Here is a 13,536-nt window from a genome sequence, read left to right on the forward strand (position 1 = left end):
ATTCATATTCGTTTTAACTGAAAATATCTCGTAAAAATTTATATTCTCCCAAAAACTAAGTATTAATCCATGCAAACCAAATATAATAAGAGAGTTCTTCCCAAAATATGACAGCATGCTAGAAGATTCAACTTTTTTTGATAGGTATATATAAAATATTAAACTAGCCAATACAGATAAATAATATAAAAGGTAATTATGACCATAGTAGTTACCTGACATACCTGGTTTATCATTTATTAAAAATAACAAAAGACCGAGGAACAAAGCGATGTAAGCAATATAAGGTTTATTCATTTTAATTTTCTCAATAAAAAATTGTTCATTCAATTTGAATATATAACCACAAATAATTAGGGAAGCTGCATTAATTGACGTGCCAAATGACCAAGGAAGTGCGTGTGTATCAAGTTTACTCAAATATGCACCTAGAATAGTAAGCAATATCCATAGTAGATAGATATGACTTCTTTTTGACGAAATTTTCAAAACTAGATAGGAAATGATCTGAGCTAAAAAAAGACAAGGTAGGAACCAAAGAGACATATTTAGAATACCCAAGTGATTTCCATCTGCATATAAAAAGGCTTCAATAACAACCATTGGATCAAGCGTTCCGACAATCCCCATCCAATGCATCCAACCAAAATACAATAATGAACATATATAAAGAGTCGTATACGGTAAAAGGATTGTTTTAATTTTAGACCACAAAAAACCACTAAACTTATACTTCTGAAAATTAGAAGTAAATCCAGAAGCAAAAAAGAAAAGCGGCATATGAAATGAATAAAAATAGCCTATTATAAAACTCCTGTCCATAAACTCATTTCCTTTAAAGCCATGGGGGACTAAATGCGAAAACACTAAAAAAATAATTGCTAACCCTTTTAGTACATCTACCCACTTTATTCTAGTTGAAGGAACATTCACAAAGTGCATTTAAATAGTCTCACTTTCTAATGATTTGGTACTAACTATATGACATTTTTAGCTCTATAAAAATACTAAGAAAAAAGGTCGTAATCCATCTCACTTACTAATTTGTTAGCAAGCATCAATGAACTATGCGTTCCCGCATCAGTCCACCAGTTTTCTAAAATATCAAATGTGAGCTGGTTTCTTTGAACATAAGTGTTATTTACATCCGTTATTTCATATTCTCCTCTTGCGGAAGGAGACAAGGTCTTGATAATATCGAATACAGAGTGGTTAAACATGTAAATCCCCGTAACCGCATAATCACTTTTAGGAATCTGTGGCTTCTCTTCAATGTTCACAATATTATCGCCTTGTAATTCTGGTACTCCATAGCGATTAGCGTCAGGTACTTTATGAAGTAGCAATTTCGCTCCCGATTCCTGCAGTTTGAATTTTTCAATAAATTGTGAAATATCATCTTTAAAAACATTGTCCCCCAAAATAACAACCATCTTGTCATTACCAACAAAATACTCGGCTAGAAGCAAAGCCTGTGCAATTCCCCCAGCCTCATCTTGTACTTTGTAAGTCAGGGTAACTCCAAGGTCGATACCGCTCCCTAAGAGATTAACTACATCTCCCATATGTTCCTTCCCAGTAACAATCAAAATATCGTTTATATTTGCTCTTTTAAGCTTATCAATTGAATAATAAATCATTGGATACTTACCGATGGGTAACAAGTGTTTGTTTGTGACTTTAGTAAGAGGGTATAGTCTAGACCCTGTTCCTCCAGCTAATATAATCCCTTTCATAACTAACTTCCTCCTATTGAAGCTCCTTTAAAAGCAGCTCCATAATGGTTTTTGCACGAGCTTTCCAGTCATTAATGACTACGAAGTTTTCCAGTTGCTCTTGATCATAAAAAGGGGGTTGCAAGGTATCTATATCAATTAAATATTTCCTTATTTCCTCTAAACTATTATATAGATAGACCCCCTCCTGATTTAACAGTCTTGTTTCTTCACTTTCTACCGCTAAAGTTACTTTATTTAGACTTAAATATTCATAAATTTTAACCGGATTAATTGTATCAATTGTGTACGAATTCCTCAGAAAAGGGTATAAACAAACATCAAAAGCCTCAATGATGGCACCAATTTCTGATTTAGGAACTGGCTGAAAATATTTCATTCTACGATGCTGTTCAAAGTTATATGTTAAGTTATTTCTTCCAACTATACATACAACAAACCTATTATCAAATTCAGTAATTGCCTTAACCGCTTCCAAATCAAACCAGTGGTCAATCGCTCCCACATAGCCAAAAATATAGTAGCCTTCCCGCTTTAAGCGTTTCAACTCACTGACAACCAAGCTATCTACATTTATATTTAGTATAGCTGTATCCACAGCGTTTTTCACTAAATAAGATTGTTTACTCAATTTTAGGGAATGCTTATGCAAATTATTACTCGTAGAAATAACAAGATCCGCTTTGACAAGTAATTCAAGCTCCCACTTTTTAAGTAATTTTTTCATCAATGCATTGTTAGTTAAAAATACATAATCGTCCATTCGGTCAAACACAATTTTCTTAGTATTCATTTGTTTAATAAGTGGATAGAAGACGGGACTTCCCAACCAAATGATATCCGCGCTGGAGACTAAATCTTGCAACTGTCTTTTTTCAAACCATTGATTCCAATGGAATATATCTAAACTTTCTAAGCTTCTAGGTAATCTCAGACTCCCAGAAGGCCTAAATATTTGGAGACTATCGTTAACGCTTTGCTCTCTTTTCTTATAATCCGAGTTTTGTCTGACCATACTGTTTAGTATGCTAATAGATGGTTCTACAAAAGTGATGTGAACCCCCGGCATCTTTGCAAGCTCCTCAGCCAAATGTTGTGGACGCTGCTTTAAATCATCCCAATAAATCGGAGAGAAATATAAAATTTTCAATTTAATCGCTCCATACTAATAAAGGCGCCCCCTATTTTTTAAAAGAGGCGCCTTTAAAGTTTTATAATTATCTATACGCTCCTACCAGATGTCTTCGCAGATTCATATCATTTTCTTTTATTCGTATCAGCTCTTCATACGCTTCAATTGTATATTGTTTATACAAGATGTCAATTTCTACGTCTCGATTTCGTGTCGGAAGCTTCTGCAAATGATCTAATTCAGCTTTAACAATTTCGAGGTGATTCTTATCAGCTTCAATATCTGATTCCATCGGCGCATACAGATCCTTTTGTAATTGATAATTGGTTAAAATACTGTTTCGCATTGTTTTTCTAACATGCTCTACAGTATATCGAGAGGTGTCCACATCATGGATGACTTTCATCTTAGGGTTAAGACCAACCTTATAGCCGATTTCTCTCATAGCAAAAGATACAACGATTTCTTCTCCTCCAGCGTAATTGTTTCCTTTACGCCCATAAGCGCTTCTAAATCCCCCAATTCGCATTAGCGCAGTATGCCTAACAGCAAAGTTGGCTCCATAAGGGAACTCCCACTGAAAGTTAGAATCTATAATCTCTTCGCCTTCTACAACAAGTTGACTCCAGAATGCTTCAGTACCTGGCTTAACCACTTCAGGCCGTTCCTCGTGTAAATTGAGTACGATATTTCCACCCATGACCCCGATATCGGGACGATCTGAGAATCCTCTGATGGTTTCCTCAAGTAAATTGGAGTTTGCGATAGCGTCATCATCAATATAGAGTATGACTTCTCCTTCCGCCCCAAATAAGCCGACATTTCGTGCAAAGGAAAGGCCTTTTAAAGGAGCCTCCATATATCGCAGGAAGGATTCGTCAACATTATAAGTTGCTCTGAACTCACGAACCAAATGATGAATCTCAACATTCAGATAGTCATTATTGACGATAATAATTTCATAGTCTGCTTTATCCAACGACTGCTCTAATACAGATTTAATCGCATTTGAAAGTTTCTCACTTCGCTGGTAAGTGCAAATAATAACCGATAATCCCTTGTTATACACGGGTTCACTTTCAATTACCGCCTCAATACGGTATAAGTGATCGTTCTTAACTTTTGTATTTATAAGAGAGAACTGGACTTCCGTATCCTGTGCAAAAAAATCATAGTTGTTATCCGTCTCGCCATTCATTTTATACTTTATTTTCAGATCCCAAGGATAGTCAACTACAAATGTATCTGTCGTCTGTTCTGATTTATCTATAAGCAGTGCATACATAGATGATGAAGTATTAGAGTCAATAAATTCAAAACCGTTTACATCCCCTGTTTTTATATATAAATAGCAAATAGGCGTTGCCAAGTTAAGGCCAATAATCGTACTCACTTCTTCTATTCTAACCACGGTATGCCCTTTAGCTAGAACATATTTCTTAAACTTACCAACTTCAGTAGCATCCCCCTCAATGATCCATACTAATGGAGTCAGATAAAAATCTCTCCTAAAATCATCGAGTACCATGAGCTTATATCTGTTAGATGTGATGCCCAACTCTTGATCTAAAGCAGTCAGTGACTTATCATGCCAGCGGTAATCATATATAGGTTCATCGAACGTCACATGTTTGAGCTCAAATAGAGAGTTTACTCTCATCCAGTAATCATAATCCTCAAGGGTATGTTTATAACTGGAATAGTCACCCAGTAATTGGGTTACCTTGGCTCTATACATAAAAGCCGCACCAATCGTATTGTTAGGATATACATTTAACTCCAAAGCAGACTTCGGCAGTATAACATTGCCACTGAACTGTGGCTCCTCATACCAGCCATGGTTGGAGATTACTTGACCGTCAGCATCAATTAACCTCATATTCGCATACACCATACCGATATTTTCATCACGTTTTAGATCTGCAACCATCTTCTCCAAGAAGTTTTCAGGGAGAATATTATCTGCACTTGTCCACGTATGATATTCACCCTTAGCTAGTTTAAAACCTCTGGATAATGTTCTTGGTATCTTACAATTTTCCTGATGAACTACTCTGATACGATGATCTGCTTTAGCATACTCATCAATAATTTCTGCCGTTTTATCTTTTGAACCATCGTTAATAATAATGAGCTCAAAATACTTATAAGATTGCTGCAGAATGCTATCAACAGCCTTTGATACATAATCCTCACCGTTATAAACAGGAAGGACAACAGATATAAGATCCTTCTCAAATTGAACCTCGAACTTATTGAGATCCAAAGTAAATGAATTGTCTTTAGCTAATTTATAGTTAAAAAATTTATACTCATACCAAGTTAATAAGGAATTAGCATGCTCTGCATCTTTCCATAAATCTACCGGCTGATCCACTGCTTTCGAATTTTTTAGTTTAAGAGATACTTTAGCTTTTATCTTCTTCAATAAAATACTGGTGCCGTAGCTTTTCCATACTCTATATCCCTTAAGAACATATATCATTTTGGACTTGTGTAAGATATGTTTAATTTTATTCGCCATTTTCCACCTTTTAGAGTTATAAATATTATGAAGTTCTCTGGATAATTTTCCATTATATTCTTCCAATTTACTGAACTGGGTGGTCAGTTCGTTATATTGACCAAATAATTGTCTATATTGATGATTTAAAATATCCAAATTGTTTTTTTCATCATTATAATCCTGTGTGAGTTGAACATATTTTTGTTCTAGTTCATCTTTCTTTTCAGACAGAGATTTAAAATCTGCAGACATGCTGTTTATTACATTTTCCTGTTGATCTCGCGTTTGAATCAATATGTTAATCTGATCCGAATGCTCGGCAATCTGTTGCTGCTGCTGTTCCATTTCTTGTTTTTGAGTTTGATTGCGAGTTTGCAATTCGTTAAATTCATGGTTAAGACGTTTATGGCCTGCTCTATAGGCATGGTCTACGTCGTCTTTTAGAAATCTGTTAATTACATCCATACACTTATCTATCGTCTCTCTTCCTTTAACCGGAAACATCTCTAAAGTAAATTTCCTTCTTTGTTGTATTAGTTGTTCATCTAAGATTGCATTAAGTAAAGTTTGTTTAATATTCCCATTATCATTCACAAAAGGAACAATGTTTTGCTGAACTATTTGTTCTTCCAAGGGTAAAATTCCCTCGAAAGACTCTGTTTGGGGATGCTGAAATATTACAATTGGAGTGTCAGTAAACAGCGCATCAAATATAGCACTGGAGCCATCAGATAATATTACATCAGCTTCCTCTATTAAATTAACAAGAGACGCCTTGTGATCAAGCACGTCAGGGATATGAGACTTAACTAGACTAACTCGATCATGCTCCAAAAAAGAAGTACCATGATGCAATTTCACCTTCATACTAAAGGTATCTGACATTTCTTCAATATGGTTCATAACAAGCTCAATAGACGACTCATTCCCATACGTAGGTAAATAAAGTAAATTATATTTATCCGTTCTGCGTTTTTTGCTTTGAAAATTGGCGTATTTAATCATTCCTACGATTTCAGTCTGAGTGTACGCTGCCAGAACCGAGGAATCATACAACCCATTACTAAAGATGAAATCGAAATTCCGACTCCATGTATCCAAGTTCCAGTTTGGCTTAGCCATTCCGTACTGATACCTGAACTTATAATCGGACTTAACTTCCAAATAATAAGGAAGGTAAGGATAGAAAGCTATTTTATATGCCTTATCAGGTACGGAGCTTGTTAAAGTCACTTTTATACCGTTGTTCTTCAAATAATGGTAGGTATCTAAGGACATGTCTCCCCAATCTTCTTCTTCAATTTGAGGGACATAAATATCACAAACGATCTGCTTTTTTTCACACTCCTCAATTAAAGGCTTAATCGTTTCATATAAAACAAGATTGTGAATGACAAAAGCTATAGATCTGTTCATATTCACTGCAAAACCTCTTCCTTTCAGGCAAAAATCTTAACTTATTTTCTTAATTTCAGTAATGTCTCATTCAGTAAAGTCGATGATGTACTCTTCGTATAGGGAAAATATATAATTTTCACTCCAACTTCCTTAAACTGCGACTCATACTGGTCCCAACGTTCATTTTGAAACCAATCATCACCAACGAACATTACGTCATATTTTAATTTTTGCCAAACCTCAAATTTATCCATGGAGTCCTGAGGAATTACAGTATCAACAAAGCTGATGTTTCTGACAATCTCAATTCTTTCATCAAAAGGAATTACCGCTTTTTTGTACTTATATGAAACTAACTCATCTGTTGTCACACCAACAATGAGCTTGTCGCAGAGTGATTTAGCATTCCTCAACAAATTCAAATGTCCAATATGAAATAAATCGAAGACTCCGGAAGTATAGCCGATAATCATAAGATTTCTCCTAACGTAGTTAAATTGAAGTTAAACCATTTGTCGAATGTCGTCTTCCCTTCAATTTTTTCAGAAGATAGGACTCTTTCAAGTTGAACAGGAAAACCCACCTTTTTTCTGTTTACAATCTCTGCAGGGACAATATCTTTAAAAATTCTCTTGAGAGGAGCCTTTACAATCCCATCTTTCATTTTATACAGAGAGCTTACACCTGCAAGCCTTTCAATTAATCTATAGTCCAAGAAAGGGGATCTTGCTTCTACCGAATTTAACATTGAGGCACTATCCAGTCTTTTTAGTAATCCTCTCAAATGGGCTTGTTGAAAAAATGCAGCCACGATTTTTTGAGGGTACTTTAATTTCATAAAAGGTGCCAGTGCATCTTCTACAATTTCTATATCATCTTCAGAACCGTAGGTGTAGAGTTCACTAAAAGCTCGGATATCGAAGTCTGTAGTGCTACTAGCCCATCTAAAAATACGATCATAACCAAAGAAAAGCTCATCAGCACCTTCTCCACTTAATATAACAGTATTTTTAGCAGATGCTTGTTGAGTCATATGATAAAGTAATACCTCGTTAGGCACAGAAAGAGGCTCTTTTTTTATAGCTATAAGTTCACGAGCTAATGTTAAAAAACGATCAGGATCAAACAATATCGGATGATGAATCGTATTGTATCTGGTTGCTGCGATTTCAGACCACTGAAACTCATTAAAATCCTCAAAGCCGACAGTCCAAGTATGCTCAACTTTAGCCAATGCTGTAACAATCGTGCTGTCCAAACCTCCACTTAGGTAACTTCCAATTTCAACATCCGCAATCTTGCGGTACTCAACTGCAGAACAAACTAAAAACTCAAGTTCCTCATCAGAAGGGGGTTCTTTTTCAGAATAATCAATTTCCCAATATTTAATAAATTCGCCATTCTCATAATAATATCCTGGTGGAAATTCTTTTATTTCATTATAGATAGTCCGATCATTAAAAAAGCATCTCATTTTTTTATATTGTCTTACAGCTTCTTGATCTATAGAAATGTTGTGAACTAATGGGAGCAATGGAGCAATTTCAGAACTGAAAATGAATTTTTCACCATATCTATTGTAATAAAGCGGTTTTACTCCCATACGATCTCGTGCTACAAAAAATGATTTCTGCTGGACGTCTAAAACAATAAAACTGAACATTCCATTAAGCCAATTCAACATTTGGGGACCATATTGAATGTAAAGCTTCAATAAAAGTTCAGTATCTGAGTTTGTTCTCATTTGAATTAAATAATTTGAGGCTAATTCTTTATAATTATAGATTTCTCCGTTAAATATAATCACATATCTTCCATCATCAGAGAAAAAAGGCTGATCACTTCTCCGATCCAAATCTAAGATACTTAATCTGTTGTGCCCCAGCATAAAATTTTCACTCTGATATACACAAAGTGGGGCCGTAGGCCCCCGGTGTTTCATTATATTTAAAGAATTAAGAAATACTTCTTTATTTATGGCTACATTAGAAAACAAAATTCCACACATTTTATCACCAGCCTTAATTAATGACTTGCAAATCTATTGTGTTATCTACAAATATTAACCCTGGCACGTAATTATTCTCTGGCTTAGGAACCTCAAATACTACTGCTATACTTACGCTATCCAAATAAAGAGGCTCAAAAGGCTTAGGCTTCAAGCCAATAGAAATGGTGTATTTACCACTTTCAGACAATAGATTGCGAAAATTAAAGTTAACTTCAAGAATGCCCCCAGCTTGCATTTTTGGGACTAATTTTGCTTTATTATAGATATTCATTCCAAATACATCTACACCAGTATGGTTTCTAACCATGTAGCCAATGGTTCCCTCAGAATCTATATCTTTATAATATTGTGCCACTAAACGCAAAGTGACCATTTCGCCAAAAGGGACCTGGTTAACAACTTCTCCATTGACTAACAAGTCCGCTCTTATAAAGCGTGCATCACCCGTTCCAGAGCGAAACTCATTGGCACGTTTGGCAAAAGCAGGATCCTCTTCTAACAGCAACAGCGAACTCTTCTTATCCGTTTCAGAATTAACGAATATATCCAAAGATTGAACGCGTTTCATATCTGCAATTTCTTGGTTAACAATGTTTTCATAAATTTGTGCTACGCGTTTCACTGGACCAATCTCGACCATGTGTCCTTTATCAATAAGCAACGCTGTATCACAAAAACTTTTAATGGTATCCATCGAATGAGAGACAAATAAAACCGTGCTTTTTTTGGAGAGCTCCTTCATTTTGGTAATACATTTCGCCTGAAAATAAATATCTCCAACAGACAAGGCTTCATCCACAATCAGAATATCTGGATCAACATTGATGGCCACTGCAAAAGCCAACCGGGCAAACATACCACTGGAGTACATTTTTACTGGTTGATTAATGAAGTCACCGATGTCAGCAAAGGATGTAATGGATTCCAGCTTACCATCCATTTCTATTTTGCTATACCCCATAAGGGTCCCGTTCAAATATATGTTTTCCATTCCTGTTAAATCCGGATTAAAACCCGCGCCCAATTCCAAAAGCGCAGCAATTTTCCCATTCACTTTAATACTTCCGCTGGTGGGTGTAATCACGCCTGTAATCATCTTTAAAAGAGTTGATTTTCCCGAACCGTTTTTACCAATAATACCAATCGCTTGCCCTTTATTTATGGAAAATGAAAGGTCGCTGATAGCTTTGAAATCAGAATGATACTTCTTTTTAAAGGGATGAATGGCCTCTTTTAAGCGTTCATTAGGATTATCATATATTTTATATATTTTAGTGACATCATTAACTTCCACAGCAATTGATTCATTCTGAGTCATACTTTTCTCCTCACAATACATCAGCAAAATGAGATTTCATTTTTCTGAAAATCTTGATTCCTATAGTACCTGCAACAATCACAATTGCCCAAAAGTAGATCGTGTTTAAAGGATGCTCCCAGAACCATTTATGATCGATAAATGTATCACGGTATCCTTCAACGATATAAAAAACAGGGTTTAGTTTAAAAAAGAACTGATACTTCGCCTCAACGATATTCAAATTCCAAAATATAGGGGTAAGCCAAAAGAATAGTTGAATAAATACTCCCACAATTTGACTAACATCCTTTACAAAAACAGCCAATGTAGCTGTTACGTAAGAAATGGATAAAGAAAGAGAAATGGTAGCCAATAAATAATAAAGCACTTGAATGCTATAAAGTGTAAATTCGAAATTATATATTTTGAACATAATGAACAGAACAAAAATAAAAAAAACATGTACAAAGAGAGCAGACAAAATTTTCACCATGGGTAGTAAGCCTACTCGGAAAACAATCTTCTTTACCAAATAATTGTTTTCAATAATACTATTGGTTGCAGTTGATAAGCTTTCAGAAAAGAACAACCAAGGCACCATGCCTGTTAATAACCACAGGATAAAGGGAGTATCTCCAATAGGTACGTTTTTAAAACCAACCTGAAATACAACCCAATAAACAAGTATGGATACCATAGGATGTATAAAAGCCCAGAGTACCCCCATAAATGAACCAAGATACCTGGATTTAATATCTTTTTTAGACAATTCCCAGAGTAGCTTTAAATTTTTCGAAAAATTTCGGGTTAAATTCATACGAGTGTGTCACGACCTTAAACATGGTTTGGTAAGTCTCTTACAATACAATAGTGTAAATATTTGTAAAAATATTTCTTGCGATATGGCTCATACCGCCACGATATGCTAAAATGTTGACGTATCTACAAGAAAAGGAGATTGTAAACCTTGTCGAATCCAGTATACGGGAAACAGGCCAAAACGTCGACCCGTGACGATAAAAGGCCGGCTATTTTTTGGGTGTTAATTGTTGGGATTATTCTGTTTTTAGGTTGGGCCCCCTTCCAGGCTGCACTTTTTAATGGGCAAATGCTCGACTTTGAGAAGCCTCTGTATTGGGCTTTGATCATCTGCACGATTCTATTGATTTTAGGAATCTTAACCTATTATAAGAAATTCAAACTGGAAGATCAAAGAGACTGGCTGGCGGTGCTTGTTATGTTACTCCCACTAACCTACGTGCTCTCATTGGTTTCCGCTGCTTCTCATTATCTCGCGATGAATATGGTAGTAGTGCAGTGTATCTATGCCGCTCTGTTTATCATCTCAATTTATCTACTTCAGGATCGGTTAGGCAATAAGATTATTCACAATGTGATTATGACCGTTGCTTATGTCATTGTCGGCTTTGGCTTTATCAACTGGTTCGGACAGTGGGTACTTGCTGGCAAGCTGGTGGGCTGGCTTAGCCAATATGTGTATAATGACCGCTATACCAATGCAGTCATGACAGATACAAATGGGCTCCGGCTGACATCAGTGTTTCAATATGCGAATACATATGCCGCCTTTCTAATGGCTTTCCTATTCGCAGCCGTTTTTTGTCTGATGAAATCAAAATCATGGTATGGCAAAGCTACTCATGGCTTCATGTTGGTGCCAATTCTGGTCTCGCTATTCCTGACCCTGTCACGGGGCGGTCTGGTTATGCTGCCAGTCGTATTCGTTCTGCTCTTGCTTTTCTTTAAACCTGCACGCCAAATTATATGGATTTTGCATTGCGCCATTGCTGGTGTAGCGTCAATATCTATCTTGACTCCGATTACAAATATGGGATTACAACTCAATAAGACCTACAACGGCGGAGAGGCGGCCAAGGCTTGGGGATTACTTATTGGTGTCTCCCTTGCTGTAGCTGTCGTACTGTGGCTTGTTGAACGTTATCTGGCACCAAAGCTGGAGAATGCCCTCAAAGGGTGGACCTCCCGGAAGTTATCCAACCTGTGGCTGCCTGTCGGATCAGTTGTGGTGATTGGCTTGCTGGCTTTTCTGTTTATTGGAACTGGCCTGCGCAGCGTACTGCCTGATAACGTCCAGGTCCGGTTAGAAAACATCAATTTCCGCCAGCATAGTGTACTGGAGCGGCTTGTATTCTATCAGGATGCTGCCAAATTGATTAAAGATCATCCTGTTATTGGCACCGGCGGCGGCGGTTGGGCTACTTTGTATGAAAAGTACCAAGATTATCCTTATACTAGCCGTCAGGCCCATAACTTTTTCATGCAGTACCTAGCTGAAGTGGGCATTCTCGGTTTCGTAATTTTCATGTCATTCATCTTATATATTTTCTACAAATATATTCGTAGCTATATTAGACAAAATGATGAAGATCGGGATTCTCACTTTCTGTATCTTATTTTGGCACTCTCGATCTTACTTCATAGCTTGTTGGACTTTAATCTCAGTTACGTACTTATGGGCATACTGGTATTTATGAGTCTCGGTGGTATGGCCGCTGCTATGGACAGCAAGCCGCTTAAACGCCTATCCATGAGCGCTTCCGGTTTCCGGATCACGTACAGTGCAGTCATTGGTATCCTGAGCATTGTGCTGCTATTTGCAGGTCTTCGCTTCGTGCAATCGGCTAATGCTGCCACATATGCCAAACAGATCATGGCGGTCAGCACATCATTTGAGGAAATTCAAAGTGCTATTAATAAAGATCTTGAACTTCGTCCTACACATCCGGATTCGGTTATAAGACTGGCCGCACTGTACAAGAGTGTTTATCAGCAAACGAAAAAAGAGGAATTTTATAATGCTGCAATAGAGGTGCTAAATACGGGCCTGAAGGCAGAACCGTATAATAAAATCATGTATAACTCCAAAATTAACCTTTTACAAATAAAGGGTGAGGATGAGCAGGCCTTCAGCATTTTGGAAAATAACATTTCCAACTTTAGATGGGACAATGACTGGTACAATATGTTGATCACTCAAGCTTATTCTCTTGGTGATAAGGCACGTGAGCAGAAGGACACGGCCAAGGAGCAGAAATATTTCCAAGCAGGTCTTGCTGCTTACCAGCAGGTTCTGGATGGGGTAGCTCATATTAAGACGATTCCACCTGAAATTCAATTGACACGTACTTTTGAAGTAACCCCAAGCATTGCGCTCAGTGCTGGCAAAATTGAGTTCATGTCAGGTAAGCCTGCAGAGGCTGCCAACATCCTCAAAAACGGCTTGAAGGACGACCTGAGTGATGCTACGAATCGTGAGGTGGCTCGTTATTATATCGTCGCTCTGCAAAAGCAGGGACAGGATGACAAAGCATTGTACGATAAGCTGATAAAAGCTGATCCGAAGGAGAAGGAGCAAATCGCTCAGTTGAAATCGGAGAAAAAGTAAAGAAAAAGAGACTACCGGATGTTATA

9 protein-coding genes are annotated in these 13,536 nt (G+C 36.8%); 1 reads left to right on the forward strand and 8 read right to left on the reverse strand.

Annotated features, from left to right (window positions below; all coding sequences use genetic code 11):
* The 8 genes from QD47_RS27065 to QD47_RS27100 all read right to left on the reverse strand — a co-directional run.
* Positions 1-942: acyltransferase family protein (locus QD47_RS27065; protein ID WP_044649034.1), on the reverse strand; the 942-nt coding region annotated here is incomplete at its 3' end.
* 65 nt (positions 943-1,007) lie between these two features.
* On the reverse strand, positions 1,008-1,736 hold the full coding sequence (locus tag QD47_RS27070) for a sugar phosphate nucleotidyltransferase (protein ID WP_044649035.1): 729 nt from the start codon (positions 1,734-1,736) through the stop codon (positions 1,008-1,010).
* Positions 1,737-1,749: 13 nt separating this feature from the next.
* Entirely contained in the window at positions 1,750-2,886 is a 1,137-nt protein-coding gene (locus QD47_RS27075) for a glycosyltransferase family protein (protein WP_044649036.1), read from the reverse strand.
* A gap of 67 nt (positions 2,887-2,953) precedes the next feature.
* Positions 2,954-6,790 carry a glycosyltransferase family A protein gene (locus tag QD47_RS27080; protein ID WP_235332377.1) on the reverse strand — a complete coding sequence of 1,279 codons (3,837 nt, stop codon included), beginning with the start codon at positions 6,788-6,790 and terminating at the stop codon, positions 2,954-2,956.
* A 41-nt stretch (positions 6,791-6,831) separates the two neighbouring features.
* The gene (locus tag QD47_RS27085) at positions 6,832-7,245 is read right to left on the reverse strand and encodes an adenylyltransferase/cytidyltransferase family protein (RefSeq protein ID WP_044649038.1); all 414 of its coding nucleotides are present in this window, start codon (positions 7,243-7,245) and stop codon (positions 6,832-6,834) included.
* The gene (gene asnB, locus QD47_RS27090; protein WP_044649039.1) at positions 7,242-8,780 is read right to left on the reverse strand and encodes an asparagine synthase (glutamine-hydrolyzing); all 1,539 of its coding nucleotides are present in this window, start codon (positions 8,778-8,780) and stop codon (positions 7,242-7,244) included. Before asnB ends, QD47_RS27085 begins: the two co-directional genes overlap by 4 nt.
* Before the next feature lie 13 nt (positions 8,781-8,793).
* Positions 8,794-10,101, reverse strand: a complete 1,308-nt coding sequence (locus tag QD47_RS27095; protein WP_044649040.1) for an ABC transporter ATP-binding protein — start codon at positions 10,099-10,101, stop codon at positions 8,794-8,796.
* 10 nt (positions 10,102-10,111) lie between these two features.
* Positions 10,112-10,900, reverse strand: a complete 789-nt coding sequence (locus tag QD47_RS27100; protein ID WP_044649041.1) for an ABC transporter permease — start codon at positions 10,898-10,900, stop codon at positions 10,112-10,114.
* A 150-nt stretch (positions 10,901-11,050) separates the two neighbouring features.
* Here QD47_RS27100 and QD47_RS27105 point away from each other — a divergent pair, with 150 nt between their 5' ends.
* Positions 11,051-13,510: an O-antigen ligase family protein gene (locus QD47_RS27105; protein WP_044649042.1), complete on the forward strand. Its 2,460-nt coding sequence runs from the start codon at positions 11,051-11,053 to the stop codon at positions 13,508-13,510.
* Positions 13,511-13,536: the final 26 nt, after the last annotated feature.

Origin of the sequence: Paenibacillus terrae (assembly GCF_000943545.1) — a bacterium.
Lineage (GTDB): Bacteria > Bacillota > Bacilli > Paenibacillales > Paenibacillaceae > Paenibacillus > Paenibacillus terrae_A.

What these genes read in the sequence shown, in the direction of transcription:
- QD47_RS27070 (WP_044649035.1), bottom strand. Translation starts at nt 1,736, where the DNA reads ATGAAAGGGATTATATTAGCTGGAGGAACAGGGTCTAGACTATACCCT.
- QD47_RS27080 (WP_235332377.1), bottom strand. Translation starts at nt 6,790, where the DNA reads ATGAACAGATCTATAGCTTTTGTCATTCACAATCTTGTTTTATATGAA.
- QD47_RS27085 (WP_044649038.1), bottom strand. Translation starts at nt 7,245, where the DNA reads ATGATTATCGGCTATACTTCCGGAGTCTTCGATTTATTTCATATTGGA.
- asnB (WP_044649039.1), bottom strand. Translation starts at nt 8,780, where the DNA reads ATGTGTGGAATTTTGTTTTCTAATGTAGCCATAAATAAAGAAGTATTT.
- QD47_RS27095 (WP_044649040.1), bottom strand. Translation starts at nt 10,101, where the DNA reads ATGACTCAGAATGAATCAATTGCTGTGGAAGTTAATGATGTCACTAAA.
- QD47_RS27100 (WP_044649041.1), bottom strand. Translation starts at nt 10,900, where the DNA reads ATGAATTTAACCCGAAATTTTTCGAAAAATTTAAAGCTACTCTGGGAA.